This is a genomic window from Dyella tabacisoli (assembly GCF_003350925.1).
GTDB classification, from domain to species: domain Bacteria; phylum Pseudomonadota; class Gammaproteobacteria; order Xanthomonadales; family Rhodanobacteraceae; genus Dyella_C; species Dyella_C tabacisoli.
Window position 1 is genome coordinate 357,059 of record NZ_KZ857175.1, and the last position, 17,812, is coordinate 374,870.

General features: G+C 60.9%; 14 protein-coding genes. 3 read left to right on the plus strand and 11 right to left on the minus strand.

Features of this window, described 5'->3' with window-relative positions; all coding sequences use genetic code 11:
* Positions 1-375: 375 nt before the first annotated feature.
* A complete protein-coding gene (gene polA, locus DVJ77_RS08480; protein WP_114845044.1) occupies positions 376-3,138 on the minus strand; it encodes a DNA polymerase I in 2,763 nt (920 codons plus the stop codon).
* A gap of 188 nt (positions 3,139-3,326) precedes the next feature.
* Here polA and DVJ77_RS08485 point away from each other — a divergent pair, with 188 nt between their 5' ends.
* Positions 3,327-3,797 (plus strand): DUF2782 domain-containing protein, encoded by a 471-nt coding sequence (locus DVJ77_RS08485; RefSeq protein ID WP_225427901.1) that lies wholly within the window; start codon positions 3,327-3,329, stop codon positions 3,795-3,797.
* Between the two features lie 47 nt (positions 3,798-3,844).
* Positions 3,845-4,276, plus strand: a complete 432-nt coding sequence (locus tag DVJ77_RS08490; RefSeq protein ID WP_114845045.1) for an EamA family transporter — start codon at positions 3,845-3,847, stop codon at positions 4,274-4,276.
* 138 nt (positions 4,277-4,414) lie between these two features.
* Here DVJ77_RS08490 and DVJ77_RS08495 read toward each other — a convergent pair whose 3' ends face one another.
* Positions 4,415-6,001 carry a carboxylesterase/lipase family protein gene (locus DVJ77_RS08495; RefSeq protein WP_114845046.1) on the minus strand — a complete coding sequence of 529 codons (1,587 nt, stop codon included), beginning with the start codon at positions 5,999-6,001 and terminating at the stop codon, positions 4,415-4,417.
* Between the two features lie 480 nt (positions 6,002-6,481).
* Complete coding sequence (locus DVJ77_RS08500) at positions 6,482-7,399, minus strand: LysR family transcriptional regulator (protein WP_114845308.1); 918 nt, start codon at positions 7,397-7,399, stop codon at positions 6,482-6,484.
* Between the two features lie 94 nt (positions 7,400-7,493).
* On the opposite strand from DVJ77_RS08500, the gene DVJ77_RS08505 reads away from it, so the two are divergent.
* Positions 7,494-8,477: a bile acid:sodium symporter family protein gene (locus DVJ77_RS08505; protein WP_114845047.1), complete on the plus strand. Its 984-nt coding sequence runs from the start codon at positions 7,494-7,496 to the stop codon at positions 8,475-8,477.
* Between the two features lie 394 nt (positions 8,478-8,871).
* Here DVJ77_RS08505 and DVJ77_RS08510 read toward each other — a convergent pair whose 3' ends face one another.
* The 8 genes from DVJ77_RS08510 to DVJ77_RS08545 form a co-directional block, all read right to left on the minus strand.
* Positions 8,872-10,032: an alpha/beta hydrolase gene (locus tag DVJ77_RS08510; protein ID WP_162791416.1), complete on the minus strand. Its 1,161-nt coding sequence runs from the start codon at positions 10,030-10,032 to the stop codon at positions 8,872-8,874.
* An 11-nt stretch (positions 10,033-10,043) separates the two neighbouring features.
* Positions 10,044-11,216 carry a DUF459 domain-containing protein gene (locus DVJ77_RS08515; RefSeq protein ID WP_114845049.1) on the minus strand — a complete coding sequence of 391 codons (1,173 nt, stop codon included), beginning with the start codon at positions 11,214-11,216 and terminating at the stop codon, positions 10,044-10,046.
* A gap of 3 nt (positions 11,217-11,219) precedes the next feature.
* Positions 11,220-12,635: an MBOAT family O-acyltransferase gene (locus DVJ77_RS08520; RefSeq protein WP_162791417.1), complete on the minus strand. Its 1,416-nt coding sequence runs from the start codon at positions 12,633-12,635 to the stop codon at positions 11,220-11,222.
* 295 nt (positions 12,636-12,930) lie between these two features.
* The gene (gene purH / locus DVJ77_RS08525; protein WP_114845051.1) at positions 12,931-14,520 is read right to left on the minus strand and encodes a bifunctional phosphoribosylaminoimidazolecarboxamide formyltransferase/IMP cyclohydrolase; all 1,590 of its coding nucleotides are present in this window, start codon (positions 14,518-14,520) and stop codon (positions 12,931-12,933) included.
* Between the two features lie 255 nt (positions 14,521-14,775).
* The gene (locus DVJ77_RS08530; protein ID WP_114845052.1) at positions 14,776-15,063 is read right to left on the minus strand and encodes a helix-turn-helix domain-containing protein; all 288 of its coding nucleotides are present in this window, start codon (positions 15,061-15,063) and stop codon (positions 14,776-14,778) included.
* 183 nt (positions 15,064-15,246) lie between these two features.
* A complete protein-coding gene (locus tag DVJ77_RS08535) occupies positions 15,247-16,020 on the minus strand; it encodes a zinc-ribbon and DUF3426 domain-containing protein (protein ID WP_114845053.1) in 774 nt (257 codons plus the stop codon).
* An 80-nt stretch (positions 16,021-16,100) separates the two neighbouring features.
* The gene (gene prmA / locus DVJ77_RS08540; RefSeq protein WP_114845054.1) at positions 16,101-17,003 is read right to left on the minus strand and encodes a 50S ribosomal protein L11 methyltransferase; all 903 of its coding nucleotides are present in this window, start codon (positions 17,001-17,003) and stop codon (positions 16,101-16,103) included.
* Positions 17,004-17,081: 78 nt separating this feature from the next.
* Positions 17,082-17,738: a DUF7716 domain-containing protein gene (locus DVJ77_RS08545; RefSeq protein WP_114845055.1), complete on the minus strand. Its 657-nt coding sequence runs from the start codon at positions 17,736-17,738 to the stop codon at positions 17,082-17,084.
* Positions 17,739-17,812 lie beyond the last annotated feature (74 nt).

Below are 17,812 nucleotides of genomic sequence, written 5' to 3' on the forward strand. Positions count from 1 at the left end.
CGATGTCAGAGCGAGTCTTTCAGACATAAAAAAGCCCCGAGGGTTAGGGGGGAACCCTCGGGGCCAGGGTGGGAGCGAAGCCCAGGGGTGAGGTTCGCTCGCCGAATGGCTTACTCAGGGAGATGAGGTAAGCCTGCGGACGCCGTTGCGTGCATCCGAGAACTAAGAACGCGTGACTTTGGAAAAGTTGCACGCGATGCGGCAAAAAAGTTTATTGACGATTCAGTTGACGAAAAACAAACAAAAATCAAACGCGAGGGCCATGACCTCTGGCCTATGTGCCGCCGCGTTTGGATGGCTAGATGAAACACCGGCTCAGGTGTTCTAGACAAGTGATGGCACTCCGACGAGCCAATGAAGCCTTGGAACAGGCTCTCAATGCGCCTCGTCCCAGTTCGCGCCTACACCGGCTTCAACCAATAACGGTACGGCCAATGTAGCGGCGCCGGACATACGCTCGATGACTGCGCTGCGCACGATGTCGATCGCATCCTCGCGTACCTCGAACACCAGTTCATCGTGCACCTGCATCAGCATGCGTGCGTCGTCGCGGCCTTTGAGCCAGTCGGCGACGGCAATCATCGCGCGTTTGATGATGTCCGCTGCGCTGCCTTGCATGGGCGCGTTGACGGCAGCGCGTTCGGCGCCGGCACGATGAGCTTGATTACGCGAGGTCAGATTTTCCAGATACAGGCGGCGACCGAAGATGGTCTCCACATAGCCATCACGATGGGCCTGTGTGCGGGTCGCTTCCATAAAGGCATGCACGCCTGGATAACGGGCGAAATAGCGCGCCATGTAGTCGCTGGCTTCGCCGCGATCGACGCCGAGTTGTCGCGCCAGGCCGAAGGCGCTCATGCCATACATCAAGCCGAAATTGATCGCCTTGGCCGCGCGGCGCTGATTGGTGGTGACCTGCTCGGGCGGCAGGCCGAACACCTCCGCCGCGGTGGCGCGATGCACATCGCCGCCCTCGTGGAAGGCGCGCAGCAGGCCTTCGTCGCCGGAGAGATGGGCCATGATGCGCAGCTCGATCTGCGAATAGTCGGCCGCCATCACCTGCCAGCCTGCAGGTGCGACAAAGGCCTGGCGAATGCGCCGGCCCTCTTCGGTGCGTACGGGAATATTTTGCAGATTCGGATCGGACGAAGAGATGCGCCCCGTCGCCACTGCGCCCTGGTGATAACTGGTGTGCACGCGGCCGGTGCGCGGGTTGACCATGCCGGGCAGTTTGTCGGTATAGGTCGAGCGCAGCTTGGCCAGGCCGCGATAATCGAGAATCACCCGAGGCAATTCGTGCGCATCGGCAATCGCTTCCAGCGCCTCCTCGTTGGTGGAGGGCTGGCCGGTCGGTGTCTTTAATTTCACCGGCAGGTTCAGCTCATCGAACAAGATCGCCTGCAATTGCTTGGGCGAATCGAGATTGAACTCGCGCCCGGCCAAACCCCATGCCTGCTGCTGCAATTCGAGCATGCGTTTGCCCAGTTGCTGGCTTTGCAGACGCAAGGTGGTGACATCGATCAGTACGCCGTGCTGCTCCATGCCGGCTAACACCGGCACCACCGGAATCTCGATGTCCTCATACACCTTGCGCAGCGGCGGCACACTTTCAAGCAAGGGCCACAACGCGTGATGCAGGCGCAGAGTAATGTCGGCGTCTTCGGCGGCGTAGCGGCAGGCGGTATCCAGATCCACTTGCGAGAACGAGATCTGCTTGGCGCCCTTGCCGGCGACCTGCTCGAACTTGATGGTTTCGTAGCCGAGGTATTTCTTCGCCAGCGAATCCATGTCGTGCCGAGTCGCGGTGGCGTTCCACACGTAGGACTCCAGCATGGAGTCGTGCTTCAGTCCCTGCACGCGGATGCCGTAGTGCGACAGGATGTTGATGTCGTACTTGGCGTGCTGGCCGAGCTTGGGCTTGCTCGCATCCTCGAAGATCGGCTTTAGCGCGGCGAGCACCTGGTCGCGCGCAAGCTGCGCCGGTGCGCCCGGATAATCGTGGGCCAGGGGGATATAGCAGGCCTTGCCGATCTCCACCGCAAAGCTCAGGCCGACGATGTCCGCCTGCATCGCGTCGATGCCGGTGGTCTCGGTGTCGAAGGCAATCAGCTCGGCGGTTTGCAACTGTTGCAGCCAGTGATCGAATTGCGCCTGGGTGGTGACCAGCTCGTAACTGCCGGGAGCGGACAGCGATTCGTTCGGTGGTGCGAGTGAACTTGGTGTGCGCTCGGCCGGTACAGAGGCGGCGTCGGCTGGTGGCTGCGCGGGCGTCGGGGGCGCTCCGGCCGTCGCAGCTTCGGCATCGAGATCCTTCAGTGCGGCTTTGAATTCATACCGTGTGAACAACTCGCGCAGTTGCTCCAGGTGACGGTCGCGCTGGGTCAATTCGGTAACCGATTGATCCAGTGGCACGTCAAGCTTGATCGTCACCAGCTCGCGCGACAGCGGCAGCCTGGGCAGCGCTTCGCGCAAGTATTCGCCGATCTTGCCGCCGATCTTGTCGGCATGAGCCATCACGCCGTCCAGCGTGCCGTATTCGGCCAGCCACTTTGCGGCGGTTTTCGGGCCGCATTTGGTGACACCGGGCACGTTGTCCACGGTATCGCCGGTAAGCGATAGATAGTCGATGATTTGCTCGGGTTTCACGCCGAATTTTTCCATCACACCGGCCGTATCGGTGGTGGTATTGGTCATCGTATTGATAAGGTCGATACCGGGCCGTACCAACTGGGCCAGATCCTTGTCGCCGGTGGAAATCAGCACCTCGATACCTAACGCGTGGGCCTGGGTAGCCAGCGTGCCGATCACATCGTCGGCTTCAACGCCGGGTACCCGCAGGATCGGAAAGCCCAGCGCGCCGACAATCGCCAGCATCGGCTCGATCTGCGCGCGCAAATCGTCCGGCATCGGCGGGCGGTTCGCCTTGTACTGGTCGTACAACGCGTTGCGGAAGGTCGGGCCGGAGGCATCGCTGACGAAGGCGAGGTAGTCCGGCTTCGCCTTCAGTGTCGAGCGCAGCATATTGACCACGCCGAATAAGGCGCCGGTCGGCTCGCCTTGCGCATTGCTCAACGGGGGCAGTGCGTGGAAGGCGCGATAAAGATAGGAGGAGCCGTCGATCAGGATGAGTTTGGCCATGCCCGCGATTGTCGCACGGGTGGGGCGGTGGGCTTAGCGGCCGTTCAAGATCTCATAGGCGCGCAGGATGGGGCGCAGGATGAATGCGGGTTATCCATGCCTCGACCATGGCATTTCACGCGGCGTTTCAAGTGCAGGCCCTATACCGGGGCGCTGCTATGCTCATAGCCCCCGTGGAGATCGTCATCATGAAATCCGTCGCCCTGCTTATCCCCCTCGGTCTGGTCGCGCTCGGCGCCGCTAGCGCACTGCCCGCATTCGCGCAGTCGACCACTGCACCCGTCTATGCCCCCGCGCCGCCGCCGCCGGGTATGCACGACCCCGGCGTAAAGCCGGCGGCCAAGCCGGCTTCGACCTTGCCAGCCATGCACGACGCCGGCCAGCCGCGCGATGCCCATGGTGAGGCGCCGCCGGAAGTGCGCGTGCGTAAACAGGGCGACGAGACGGTGCAGGAATATGCACGTAACGGCCAGGTTTACATGATCGTGGTAACGCCCAAGGTGGGCCCGGCACAGACGTATATGGTCGATGCCAATGGCAAGTATCACAGCGCGGTCGGCCCGGAGCCGGTGAAGCCGGTGATGTACAAGGTGGTGGAGTGGGGCAAGGCCAAGCCACCGGAAGAGACCGAGACGCCGCCGAGCAACGGTGGTCATTGATTCGCTGTTAATCGCTTCATCCGATAGAGCCTGATGCGGAGTCGTGCGTGAACCTGCGTGAAAGCTGGCTGCTATTTGCCCTGGGCTCGGCGTTTTTTGCCGCGCTTACCGCGTTGTTCGGCAAACTCGGGGTGGTCGGGATCAACTCCAACCTCGCCACCTTTATCCGCACCATCGTGATCTTGTTCGTCACCGCCGGCATCCTCAGCCTGCGGCAGGAGTGGAGCAAGCCCACGGGCTTGCCGGTGAGTAGCTGGGTATTTCTGGTGCTGTCGGGTATTGCGACAGGGCTTTCGTGGCTGTGCTACTACCGCGCGCTGCAATTGGGTCCGGTAAGCAAGGTCGCACCGATCGACAAGCTCAGCGTTGCCCTCGCCATCGTGTTGGGGCTGGTGTTTCTGGGCGAACAGCTAAGCTGGTCGCTGGCTATCGGCGGCGGGTTGATTCTCGCCGGGGCCATCGTGATCGCGGTGTTTTGAGGCCGGCGCCTGGCGTCTAAGAACAATGGCGAAAGATGCCGTCTTGATGATGCCGCTGCGTCAGCGGGCAGCGGCGCCGGTCACGATGTTCGATGTGATCCGGCGCCATCATGTTGGCGTTGAGCTTGTCCTGTCCGATCAGGTTTGCTGATAGGAATGAATGCGCCCCGCTTGCTTGGGAATCATCTCGGCCAGATCTTTGAGGATCGGTTCGAAAATACGCACGCGTAACCACATGAAATTCTCTTCCAAGGCAATCGTGTTGCCTGAATCCTTGCCGAAGCCCATCGTCTGGTTGTTTCTGAGCCCAACAATGGGCACGCCATTATGTTTGGGCCATGCAACGACTCCGGCGATAGATGCCGATGCATTGGAAGCCGAGCGGGAAAACTGCAGCCAATAATCGCCGACGTTTTGCGCAAACGCTTGGTCTTGTGCGGAAAAATAAGCGTTCGTGGGCGGCGCGATGCTTCCAGTGTCCATCACATAGGGGATTTCGTCGCCATGGCGCGCACCGTTGGGGAAATTGGGCCGGATCTCCTCCGCGACGTAATCGAAATAGTAGCGCCAGCTTGCCGCTCCGGCTGCGCGGTGTTTCTCCGCGATCAGGTGTGACATGGTGGTGAACAACAGATCGCGGCCGACCTGACGGCCTAGTTCATTATCATCAAGACCTGGATAAAGCAGCTTTACCGCCTCGTACTTTTCGGCCTTATGCAGGGCATCGATAACATCGGCAGGGCCAAAACCGAAATCCGCCAGTACGCTCGAATCGTCGCTGGTATTGCCGATGATTAATGGCAGTTTTGCTTGCTCGCCCTTCTCAAAAACATCGAGAATAGGTGTCGGCAGCACGCTGTCTCCGCTGATCGGAACCGGTCCGCCAAGCCGCGCTTCTTTTGACTCGATTTTCCAGAAGCCGCTCGCATCCAAGGCGCGAAGCGCGATCGCGATCTCGGCTGGGTCCGATTCTTTCAACTCGTGGTAGGCGGCAAAAGCCTCGCCTCTTTTCAGCGCATCTTCTCGCGTGGTATCGGGTAGCCCGTATACGCTCTGCGCCACGCCTTTGTGGAACAGTCTCGTCGCCAGCGGCGAGGTGAACAGGGACAGCACACTGCGGCCACCCGCCGATTGTCCGAAGATAGTCACGTTGCCAGGGTCGCCACCAAAAAGCGCGATATTGCGCTGGACCCACTCAAGTGCGGCGATCTGATCGAGCAGCGCAAAGTTATTGACCACTTCGCCCGGTGGATATTCCTGATCCAGCGCAGGGTGCGCAAAAAAGCCCAGGTGTCCGAGGCGGTAATTGACGCTGACCACGATCGCGCCGCGCTTGTTCAGCGGTGCACCGATATACACCGGCAGGCCGCCCGCGCCGATCACATAACCACCGCCATGAATCCATACCATGACTGGCAGCGGTGCAGCCTTCGTATTGAGCTGAGGTGTCCAGACATTCAAGTACAGGCAGTCTTCGTGCAGCGGATTGGGATCGCCACCGCCTATGTCGGCGCACAGCTCCCAATCCTGATGGCTGGAACTGCCGTGTTCCTTTGCTTCGAGCGGCTCGCTCCAGTGTTGCACCGGCTGTGGTGGGCGCCAGCGTAGCGTGTCGACCGGCGGTGCCGCGTAAGGAATGCCCTTGAATACGAAGATGTCTCCGTCCATGGCGCCTAGGACGGGCCCTTCTTGGGTCATGACCTGCAATTTATCGTAGTTTGACATTGACTTACTCTCCTTAGTGTTGTCAGGTGCTTTGAATTGAGTTTTCCCGATGTAATGCGTGGTTTTGTAATGCGTGGTTTCTTGCGCAGGCAACGTTTATCGCAATGACTGGATGCCAGAAGCCTGTTTAGAGTGCGCCGGAGTAAGCATTTGAAAGGCCTGATCCGGGTGGCGCAAATGAAATGGATTTCGTGTCATCGGTCTACACGTAAAGCGACATTCATTGAATGCATCATTGATATGTGTTGATTCGCTATCGTGGATAGCTTGTGAAGATTAAGTCGATGCGGCGATACGGCGATGCGCGAAACTTATGCTTTACGCTTGAGACGTCGTCATGGTCGAGGTGCGATAAGCCGACGCTTATCTTGACCACCATTAGGTGGAGATAATCGTCGATATAATGATGCGCGCTCTATAAGTGTATGGTGCGTGATTGACGACGCGGGTGGCCGAATCCAGGCACGCCCTATGGGTATCTCAGAACGACTTCAGACGGGTGGACTGAATTTGCGCTAGCTGGGTAGCTGTTTCGCGGATTTGCGCCCATACCAGTTCGGCCACTGGCGACAATGAGCGGTGGCGCCGGCGGATAAGCGTTATGGCGCGTTTCACCGTAGGTGTCAGTGGGCGCACCGTCAGCAGTTTCGATGTCGGTAACGACAGGCCGGGCGTAACGCTGATGCCCAGGCCGGCTTCGACCATGCGAAAGGCGGCGTGCGTGTGGCCGGCTTGCTGTACCACGTTGGTTTCGATTGCTTGGGCGGTCAGTTGGCGGTCGATCAACCGGCGACTGCCCGAGGAGTGGTCGAGCAACACCAGCTTTTCTCCTTGCAGTTTTTTCCACGGTACGCTGGCGCGTTGTGCCAGTGGGTGATCGTTGCGACAGACCAGCACAAACGGATCATGCATGATGGTTTCGCTGTCGAAGCTATCGCTATCGGATGGTTCGATAGCCAGGCCGAAATCCACTTCGCCACCGCGTACGCTTTCCAGCACCAGGGTTTGCGACTGGTCGTGCAGCAGAATGCTCAGCTCGGGATAGTTGCGGGTGCAGGCGGCGATGCAGCTTGGCATCAGTTCGGCCGAGAGCGTAGGCACCGCCGCCACGCGTACTTTGCCGTGGCGCCGCTCACTCTCAGAGTGGACATGAGCGAGCACGCCCTCCAATTCGTCCAGTACCCGTTCCACCGCGCTTTGCAGGTAGCGGCCGGCGTCGGTCGGGACCACTTCGCGGGTATTGCGGTCGAACAGGCGAATATTGAGTTCGGCTTCCAGCTCGGCGATATGTCGGCTGATCGCCGGCTGGGTCAGGTGCAGGCTTTCGGCGGCTCGTCGAAAGTGCCGTTGTTTGGCAACGGCGAGAAAGGCACGTAGCTGGCGCAGGCTGATATTCATGCGCATATAGTATCAATAGATAAGATAAAGCGATTTGATTTATCAATGCCGACGCGCTGCAATAGCCGCCTCTTCCCCTGAGTTATCGCCGGCCATGCCGCTGCGCCGCTTTCTCCCCGATGGTTTTACCTGCGCTCTGCTGACGACGGTGGTACTCGCCAGCCTATGGCCATGTCGTGGCCATGCTGCGATAGCGTTCAATGGATTGACCGATGTGGCGATCGCCTTATTGTTCTTTCTGCATGGCGCCAAGTTGTCGCGTGAAGCGGTAGTGGCGGGCATGACGCACTGGCGGTTGCATCTGACCGTACTCGCCAGCACCTTCGTGTTGTTTCCGTTGCTGGGTTTGCTGTTGAGGCCGTTGCTGTCGCCGCTGGTGACGCACGACCTGTATCTGGGCGTGCTGTTCTTATGCACCTTACCGTCTACGGTGCAGTCGTCGATTGCGTTCACCTCGATGGCGCGCGGCAATATTCCAGCCGCGATCTGTGCCGCTTCTGCCTCCAGCCTGCTGGGTATCGTCATTACGCCTTTGCTGGTCGGGCTGATGCTGGAATCGCATGGGCAGGGCGGAATGTCGTGGGATGCGATCGGCAAGATCGTGCTGCAGTTGTTGGTGCCGTTCGCGGCCGGGCAGGTGATGCAGCGCTGGATCGGTCGCTGGGTCGAGCAGCATCGCGGTTTGCTGCGCTATGTGGATCAGGGTTCGATTCTGCTGGTGGTCTATACGGCGTTCAGTACGGCGGTATTGCAAGGGCTGTGGAAACAGATGCCGTTACCCGTGCTGGGTGGTTTGCTGTTGGTCAACGCGGTGTTGTTGACGCTGGCGCTGGTGGCGACGCGCTATGGTTCGCGTGCGCTGGGTTTTGATCGCGATGATGAAATTACCATCGTGTTTTGCGGCTCGAAAAAAAGTTTGGCTAGTGGTGTGCCGATGGCGAAGGTGTTGTTTGCCGGTCATCCGTTGGGGGCGATTGTGTTGCCGATTATGTTGTTTCATCAAATTCAGTTGATGACTTGTGCGGTGTTGGCGCGGCGTTATGCGCAGCGGGGGGAGATGGTTGTTTCAAGCCCGTGAGGGTTGTCGCTGGCTGGTTCGCCTGCGGCGGGCTTTCGAACCCCTGCCGGGGCCCGAGTCACTTTTCTTTGCTTGCTCAAAGAAAAGTAACCAAAAGAAAGAGCACCCCGGTGAGTCGCCCTTCGGGTACGTGAGGGTCGGCCGAGCTTTTCGACAGTGCATCCATGCACTGGCGAAAAGGCATCGACATCCATGTCGATGCCCCTGCGGGCCTTGTCGTCCGACCCTCACCGACGCACAGGGGCCCCAAGGTCAAGAGCAAGATCAAAAGCTAAAGTCAAAAGCTGCGAGCGTTGCTTTTGCCCCTCCCCCTACTTGTCCCGAAAAGGGGGCTTCCTTCGGTCGTAGGGGGAGGTTGGGAGGGGGTGTGCTTTTAACGTCGCCAGCACGCTAACTAAGAGCAAGGCTGCTCAAGCTTGATCGGTGTGTACTCACTGCCATCCGGCCAGCGACCAAGATAAAGCTGCTCAGGTGTGCCGTTGCCGAAAACGGCATCAGGTAATTTGCCGTCGCGCAGGCTGTCGGTCATCGCGTCGATCACTTTCCAATAGCCGTAAAAATCCAACTGATTGAGCGAAGCGGAGGGCTCGAAGTCGCTGCGGCCTGGGATATGCGTCGGGATGGCTCGATTGGGCTCGTTGGCTCCGGCGGGAGTGCGTTTGGTCAGCGGAAAGTCGTAGCGGCTATCGGGTGCGCCGGGCGAGCCGTGGCCGGCAAGCACTTTCTTGCCGTTGTTCTCATCGCTGGGCAGCACCATCAGCACGCGACGATCGGCGCGGATACCGCATAGTCGCGCTGCCAAGGTGCGCGCGGTGGGTAATCCGATCGAGGTGTCGGCGGCGCCGGTGAGGATGGCTACGGGTAGCTCGGCTGGTAGTTTTTCTACTGCGCCGATGATGCTGCGGCCTTCGTCGCCGTGAACGACATGGTAGGCATCGCCGGGTGCGGCTAAGACCAGGGCGCGTGGTGCCGGCAACTGGTAGCGCTGGTAATCGAGGGCGAGGTTGAGCGAGATCGCCGCGCCCATCGAATAACCGTAATACAGCACACGCGTCGGGTCCGGGGTGAGCTCGCGTTGTTCTGCCAGGGCGGTCAGCGCGCGGCGGTCGGCCTGGGCCGCCGCTAGCGTGACGATCTGCGGCGAGGTTTGCGCCGATTCCTGGTAGACCGGATAGATCACCACCTGGCCGCTACGCGCGAGATGGTCGATCAGGCCGCCGAAGTTTTTCGGGTTCATGCCTTGCCAGCCGTGATGCAGAAACACCATCGGCACATTGCCGTGCAAGGCGGGTTGCGTGGGGATGAAAACGTAAACCCGTTGTGCGCCGTCGCCGAGTGTCAGCACATCGACGGCGGCATGGGCGTGGCGTTGTTGCAGTGCTTGCGGGCCGAAACGTGCTTCTAGTTTTGCGTCTAGCTCGTCTTGCGCTTGCTCGCATGCGGCCAGTGGATGGCATGCCGTTTGCTCGTCGCGTGGCTGCGCATGCGCGGGTATGCCGGCTTGCAGCAGCATCAGTGCAAGCTGGCAGGACAGTGCGCGACGAAGTAAAGACAAGCGTGGTTTCATCACGGTGAGGCTACCGGGTTCGAGGGGCGGTGAATATCGGCAGAGGCGGGCTCTGCCGATGACTCAAGCCAGTGCAGCAAGGTGGGCGTGAACAAGGCGGCGCCCTGGTCGGACAGGTGGATGCCGTCGGTGGCGCGAATACGCGTGACGCTGCCGTCCTGCTCTTGCGCGAACTCGCGAAACTGGCCGTCTGGATCACCGACGTAGGGCGTGATGTTCCACCAGTAGGCATGCGGATTCTGGCTCACGACTTGGTAGGCAATGCGATTGATGTCGAGCATGCGCTGATTGTGCTTGGCGTTGCGCATGGGCGGCATGCTGGCCCAGATCACACGGGCGCCGTCGCGCGTAAGCATGTCGAGAAACTGGGTCAGGCGCGCTTCGTAGACGGCTATCCATTCGTCCGTGCCGAAGGCGAGTACTTTGCCGTCCACGACGAAACCTTGGCCGTCGTTGGCGCCGATCGCCACGATGATGACTTCGGGTCGTTGCCCGTCGAGCATGACGGGGTATTCGTGCATCCAGTCGAATACTTCGGGGCGGCTCAATCCGGTGCCGGAGCGAAACGCACGCAGCGGCTTCAGCTCCGGGTGACCGGCCATGCCGCGCAGCAAGGTGGCGCTGAGGCCTACCGACATCATCGAGTCACCGACCAACGCCACAAGACGAGGGCCGTCCGAGTGCTTGGCGGGCAGCGGCGGCAGCTCGGTAGTCAGTGGCAAGGTGATGGCGGACAGAGCGGAAGTGTCGATGCTGCTCGCCGGAGCCGGTGCGCTTGCCGTGCCGGGCATCGGTGTGGCCGTGTGTGCACTGAACGGCGTCAAGAAGGAGCTTGCCGGCGGCGTGATGAGCGTCCACGGGTTTGCGCTTGGCGTTGCCGCGCAAGTGGCGGCAACGGTGGTCGGCGCAGTTGCCGGCGCATCGTTACGGCGCAGCTTTTGCAGATTCGCCAACGTGCGTTGACGCAGGCCATCGATACCCAGCGGCGCCAGCGATGCATGCAGCGTGTCGGCAACCGGCAGGGCGATGCTGCGCCATGGGCCGATCTCCAGACGTTGCGCCCACACGCGCAAGCCGCCTGATTCAAACAAGGCAATGACCAGCACAAAGACGGACAGCAGCCAGCCCAGGCTGCGGCTCGAATCGGTCAGGGGATGTCGTGGCTCGGTCATGGCTCAGAACTGAAAGTAGATAAACGGCGCGACGCCGCTGGGGCCAAGCAATTCGATAGCGAACAGCACCGTGGCAAACGCGGTGCCGCGCATCGGTGCCGACCATCGGCAAAACTCGCGCTCCAACGCATCGTGCCAACGCGCCGGTGCGTACTGCCCGGCCAGGCCGAGCAAGAGCAGGGCCACCACACTGCCACCGGCCAAGGTCAATGGGCCACTCACGCTAAAGCGAGCGAAGACGTCCAGCGCCTGTTGCAACGATGGCGCACGAAAGAACACCCATGCCGCGCATACCGCGTGAAACAGCAGCAAGCGAGCGATCCAGCGCCACGCGATGGAGGTGCGTAGCCGGGTAAACCAGGGCAGCGCGGCCCACAGGCGGTGCACCATCAAATAGCCGCCATGCAGGCCGCCCCAGATCACGAAAGTCCACGATGCGCCATGCCAGAGGCCGCCGAGCAGCATCGTTATCATCAAGTTGCGCGAGGTAAACCAGCGGCCGCCATGCGAACCGCCCAGTGGAATGTAAAGGTAATCGCGTAGCCAACTGGACAGCGAGATATGCCAGCGGCGCCAGAAATCCTGTGGATCGGTGGCGGTGTAGGGGCGATTGAAGTTGTCGGGAAAACGGTAGCCGAGCAACAGCGCGCAGCCGATGGCGATGTCGGTATAACCGGAGAAATCGCAATAAATCTGCACCGCATAGCCATACACCGCCAGCAGCATGTCCGGGCCGGCCAGCGCCTGCGGCGCGGCAAAGGCCGGGTCGACCAGGGCGACGGCCAACTGGTTGGAGATGATGACCTTCTTGACCAGGCCGATCACGATCAACATCAGGCCGCGATTGACAAAGATCGCCTGCGGGTCGGGTGACTTCGCCAGTTGCGGAATGAAATCCGAGGCGCGCAGGATCGGGCCGGCGATAAGCTGTGGAAAAAACGCCACGTAAAGCAGGGCATCGGGAATGCGTACCGGTTCTTTCAGCTTCTCGCGATAGACATCGCCCAGCAGCGAAATGGCATGGAACACGAAGAACGAAATGCCCAGCGGCAATAGTGGGCTTTCCAGTTGAAGTGCCGGCGGCTTGCCGACATGGCGCCATAGCTCAAGCAGGTTTTGCAGCAAAAACCCGGTGTATTTGTAATAAACCAGCACAGCCAGGCAAACGATAACGCCAAACACCAGCCATGCCTTGCGCACGACGGCCTGGGTGCTGCGTTGAATGCGTTGCGCCACCAGCCCGGCAAACAATGAAATGCCGAACAGCAACGGCACATAGGCCCAGTTCCAAAAGCCGTAGAACACGTAACTGACCAGCAGCAGAAAGCCGTTATGCCAGGCCAGCCAACGCGTCAGCGGCCACGCAATGCCCAGCGTCAGCAGAAAGAACAGCGCGTATTCGACAGTAGGAAACAACATGGCGTGCCTAAAGCCTGTTCGCGCAACAGCCGCTGCCCCATGCACATGGCTGCGCATGGTGGGCACACGGTCGATAACGCATGGGTTGTGTTGCCGAGTTGGATATCCGTTTCACGTAGAGCGGCTTCCTTGCCTGAGTTTTGTAGCTCCCCCCGGTGCCATGGATGCCATGACACAGGCCTACACATGCTAGCGGGAAAATCTGGCGAGATGGGGACGCTGCGCTGTCGCAATCATGGCCTTTCCGCGTTGCCGCCCCTTCTCTCAGCGAGAGAAGATGCGGCTGGTCCAGCCTTTAGTGGCGGAAATGGCGCACGCCGGTAAACACCATCGCCATATCGTGCTCGTCGGCGGCAGCGATCACTTCGCCGTCGCGCATCGAGCCGCCGGGTTGGATCACCGCGCGGATGCCGGCAGCGGCAGCGGCGTCGATACCGTCACGGAAGGGGAAAAAGGCATCCGAGGCCATCGCGCTGCCCGGTACGACCAGGCTGGCTTCCTCGGCTTTGAGGCCGGCGATTTTTGCGCTGACCACGCGGCTCATCTGGCCGGCGCCGACACCGATGGTGCGGCCATCTTTGGCGTAGACGATCGCGTTGGATTTGACGAACTTGGCCACCTGCCAGGCAAAGAACAAATCATCCAATTCTTGCGCGCTGGGCTGGCGCTTGCTCACCACTTTGAGTTCGCTGCGCTCGACCATGCGAAGGTCGGCCGTCTGAATCAGCAGGCCCGAGCCCACGCGCTTGGTATCGTGGCTGTTGTGGCCGTCACCGGGCGGAATCTCCAGCACGCGCACATTCGCCTTCGCGGCAGCGGCGTCGATCGCGCCTTGCTCCACCGCCGGTGCGATCAGCACCTCGACGAACTGACGTTTCAAGATCACCTGCGCCGTAGCCGCGTCCAGCGGGCGGTTGAACGCGATGATGCCGCCGAACGCGGACGTTGGGTCGGTAGCGTAGGCAAGCTCATAGGCCGCCAGCGGATCGGCCGCGACAGCCACGCCGCAAGGGTTGGCGTGTTTGACGATGACGCAGGCCGGCACATCGAACTGGCGCACGCATTCCCAGGCGGCATCGGCGTCGGCGATATTGTTGTACGACAGCTCCTTGCCCTGTAGCTGGCGGAAGGTCGCCAGCGTGCCTGCGGCCGGATACAGGTCGCGGTAAAACGCGCCTTGCTGGTGCGGATTTTCGCCGTAGCGTAGATCCATCATTTTTACAAAGCGGCCGTTGGCTTGCCCAGGGAATGCGGCGTGGCCGGCGATGGCGTCATGGCTGTCGTTGAGCTGCAGGCCAGAGAGGTAGTCGCTGATCGCACCGTCGTAATTGGATACGCGATTGAACGCGGCGACGGCGAGCCCGAAGCGCGTGGCGCGGCTGAGGCCGCCGTGCTGTTCGATTTCGGCGAGTGCATTGGCGTATTGGTCGGGCGAGGTCAGCACACCGACATCGTTCCAATTTTTCGCTGCCGAGCGCAGCATCGCCGGGCCGCCGATATCGATGTTTTCGATGGCGTCTTCCAGCGTGCAGCCGGGCTTGGCGACGGTGCTCTCGAACGGATACAGATTCAACACCAGCAGATCGATCGGTGCGATATCCAGTTCGGCCATGACGGCAGCGTCGGTGCCGCGCCGGCCGAGCAGGCCGCCATGGACTTTCGGATGCAGGGTTTTGACGCGGCCGTCCATGATTTCGGGAAAGCCGGTGACGTCGCTGACGTCTTTCACCGCAATCCCCGCTTCGCGCAAGGCCTTGGCACTGCCGCCGGTGGAAAGCAGCTCCACGCCCGCCGCGGCTAGCCGTTGACCCAGGTCAATCAATCCGGTCTTGTCCGAAACGCTAAGCAAGGCGCGACGGATGGGCGTGACAGCAGGTGCGGACATGACGGCTTCCAGAACGGGAAAGCCGAGCATTATAGCGGGGGGGAAGAGCGGGGAACGGGGAACAGGGAACGGGGAACAGGGAACAGGGAACAGGGAATGTGTGGCGGCGATAGGGGCTGGGGTAGCTCGAACTATCAACGCAGAGAGCGGTTGTTAGAGACGCAACGCAGAGAACGGTTGATAAAGACGGTTGGGTGGCGATGCTTTTGCCGTTCCCCGTTCCCCGTTCCCCGTTCCCCGTTCCCCGTTCCCCGCTTACAGCAACCCGTGCTGAGCCAGTTTCTTGCGCAGGGTGGCACGGTTGATGCCAAGCACGGCGGCGGCGCGGCTCTGGTTGCCGTCATGAAACGCCAGCACCTCGCGCAGCAAGGGGCCTTCGACTTCGCGAATCACCAGCGCATGCAGGCCTTCGTCGCACTCGGTGTCGCCGATATCGGCGAGATAACGGCGGACGGTGCGGCTAACGCATTCGCTCAGTGCGCTCTGCGACGAGGACTCTTTTACAGCCTCGGTGGCAGGCAGTCTCACGGCGTTCACAGGCAATCCCTCTCACTACAGACGCAGCAACTACATTGGTCGCGGCATGGGTTATGGCAGATACCGCGGGCGGCGGCTCGCATGGAACGCCGGGTGCAGCATAAGACGAAGGGACCGAGTTTACCCGCGCTCACCGAGAAATTTAAGTGGCTTGACTAATCCAATTCCATGTCTGCTGGAAACCGGACGCTATTCAAAACCGAATTCGAAGTCGACGGCTTTGTCACTGGGGTCTTCGACCTCGAACACCAGCGCCGTACTGGCACCAGGCGGCAGGCCTTGTTGCTGCGTGAAACTATCGCCCAGGTACTCCGGTGGATGCAGTCGACGCATTGCAAGGCGTTTGCCATTCACGTCAGACAAGGTGATCGTGACCATCGGATAAGGCTGGGCAAAGGCCGCGTCGTTGCGCACCGTCGCGCTGATAAGCAAGGCGTGAGGTACCGATGGGTGTGCTTGCACATCGCGCGCCAACAGTCGCAATTGCCGCACATCCTGCACCAGCGGCAACTGGCAGCCGAGGCCGGCGCAGGCTTGTCGCAGCCACTCGCCGACCGTGGGGTCGACAATCAGCAGCTCGCGTTTGGCCCAGCCGATTTGCAAGCTCAGTGCCAACAACAACGTGATGCATGCGGTGATCCACGGCCAGCGGCGACCCGTGCGCACACGCGCCGGACGAGCAAAGCGTGGCGAGAACGACGGGGCCGTGGGCTTCGTTTCCTCCACGACGGCCAAGGGCTCTAAGTGCGGGCGATAAACCGCCAGCTCCACCAGCGGCGCCTGCTTGGAAGGCGTCCGCGACGGCAACGACTGAAACGGCTCGGGCGGCAGTTGACCGGTAAGGCTGGTCAGTGCATCGAACTCGATATGGCAATGCCCGCACACGACGTGCCCGCGCGCCTGCGCAAGTGTCTGCGCATCGAGCGAGAACACGGTAAGGCAGTCGGGGCATTGGGAGTACATGGGTTAAGAATGCTCTGTATCTGCAAAAGGGGACAGAGTAAAAGGTGGCGTGCCTTGACGATGCGTCACACGCTTCATTTTTACACCGTCTTGCGGCGACCGCTGATACGCACCCAGTCTTCACGGGTATCGACGCGCAGTTCCTCGAACCATTCGCCATAGCGCTGCAGCAGCTCATCTTGCTGGCCTTGCAAGATACCGGAGATGGCGAATGGCGCGCCCGGTTGCGCGGCGGCGGCAAAGGTCGGCGCCAGTTCGCCCAGTGGGCCGGCCAGGATATTGGCCATAAAGACCTCGGCCGGCTCGGCCTCGTGATCTTCGGGCAGAAATAGCGACAACCGGTCGGCCACGCCGTTGCGTTCGGCGTTATCGGCCGAGGCGATCAATGCCTGCGGGTCGTTGTCGACGCCGACCGCGTTGGCCACGCCGAGCTTGAGTGCGGCAATGGCGAGAATGCCCGAGCCGCAGCCGTAATCAATCAATGTTTTGCCGACGAGGTCCAGGCCATCCAGCCATTCAAGACACAGCGCCGTGGTGGGGTGTGTGCCGCTGCCAAAGGCGAGGCCGGGATCGAGTCGCACGACAACAGTGTCGTCGTCAGTCGGTGGCTCGATATTCCATGGATAAATCCACAAGCGCCGGCCAAACGGCATCGGCTTGAATTGATCCATCCAGGCACGCTCCCAGTCCTGGTCAGCAACGTCGTGGAACAGCATCTGGTCCGGCTCCAGCCATGGCAGCAGCTCGGCCAGCGCTTCGCTGAGACCGCGACGGTCGCAGCCGGCGTCGAACAACGCATTCAAGGTAATTGTCGGCCATAGCGGCAGCTCGCCTACGCCCGGTTCGAAAATAGCCTGCTCGTCCGGCGTTTCCGCATCGGCATCCTGCAAGGTGATCGATAGTGCGCCCAGATCATCCAGCGCTTCTTCCACGCGTGGCTGCTGCTCGGCGCGGACGGTGAGGGAGAGTTCGAGCCAGGGCATGTGCGAAGGGTCCGACGGAAAGCGGCCATTGTCGCCGATTGGCCCTTGCTAAGGGATGCTCTGATCGACGGCGTGGCGCTACAGCCAGGCCAGGGCGCGGTAGGTCGTGCGCCGCAGCGATAGCGACAACGCGGCAAAAGCACGCTCGATCCGCGCGCATTGCTGCGGATCGATGCGTTCGCCCAATACCAGCGGGAGTTGGCGGCAGCGCGCGAGTGCTTCGGCGATAGGGATGTCGAGCAAGCTGGCGGTAGCGCGCGCGGCATCGCCGACCCGCTCGGCCGGGCACTCGGCAAGTTGCAGATCGAATTCGGTGGACAGGCCGCGAGCTATGCCGGGTAGCGCCGGGGCATCGCCGGTGCCGGCATGGAAATCGCCGAGATCGCGAAACGCATCCTGACGGTGATAGTGCTCAAGCGCCGCCGCGTAGTCGTCGAGTTGCGATAGCGGTTGTTGCCGTTTTTGCACGATCAATACATCGGCGAAAGTGGCCGCTTCGAGGTAGTGATGCAGATCGCGTTCGGCCGCAAAGAGGGGCAGCGATTCGCCGTTTTCATCGACCAGCAGATCTTCTTCGTCCTCGGCGCTGGATAGATAAAAGCGCTGACGGATCAGGGCGTCGCCCTTGTTGACATAGACCCAGGCGTAGCGATCCCAGACATCGCCGTCGTCGCAACTGGCGGCGATGGCTTCAATGGTTTCTTGCAGGCTCAGCAGGGTGTGTGCGTCGGACATGGCGGAGCTTCCTTGCGAAGCAGATGGCCTTTCGTGGCTTTGTAAGAAAAGCTGGGGCGCCGCTTCGCACACCC

Bases quoted from the DNA above. Each gene is read 5' to 3' on its own strand.
- polA (WP_114845044.1), bottom strand. From the start codon at position 3,138: ATGGCCAAACTCATCCTGATCGACGGCTCCTCCTATCTTTATCGCGCC.
- DVJ77_RS08485 (WP_225427901.1), top strand. From the start codon at position 3,327: ATGAAATCCGTCGCCCTGCTTATCCCCCTCGGTCTGGTCGCGCTCGGC.
- DVJ77_RS08495 (WP_114845046.1), bottom strand. From the start codon at position 6,001: ATGTCAAACTACGATAAATTGCAGGTCATGACCCAAGAAGGGCCCGTC.
- DVJ77_RS08500 (WP_114845308.1), bottom strand. From the start codon at position 7,399: ATGAATATCAGCCTGCGCCAGCTACGTGCCTTTCTCGCCGTTGCCAAA.
- DVJ77_RS08505 (WP_114845047.1), top strand. From the start codon at position 7,494: ATGCCGCTGCGCCGCTTTCTCCCCGATGGTTTTACCTGCGCTCTGCTG.
- DVJ77_RS08515 (WP_114845049.1), bottom strand. From the start codon at position 11,216: ATGACCGAGCCACGACATCCCCTGACCGATTCGAGCCGCAGCCTGGGC.
- DVJ77_RS08520 (WP_162791417.1), bottom strand. From the start codon at position 12,635: ATGTTGTTTCCTACTGTCGAATACGCGCTGTTCTTTCTGCTGACGCTG.
- purH (WP_114845051.1), bottom strand. From the start codon at position 14,520: ATGTCCGCACCTGCTGTCACGCCCATCCGTCGCGCCTTGCTTAGCGTT.
- DVJ77_RS08535 (WP_114845053.1), bottom strand. From the start codon at position 16,020: ATGTACTCCCAATGCCCCGACTGCCTTACCGTGTTCTCGCTCGATGCG.
- prmA (WP_114845054.1), bottom strand. From the start codon at position 17,003: ATGCCCTGGCTCGAACTCTCCCTCACCGTCCGCGCCGAGCAGCAGCCA.
- DVJ77_RS08545 (WP_114845055.1), bottom strand. From the start codon at position 17,738: ATGTCCGACGCACACACCCTGCTGAGCCTGCAAGAAACCATTGAAGCC.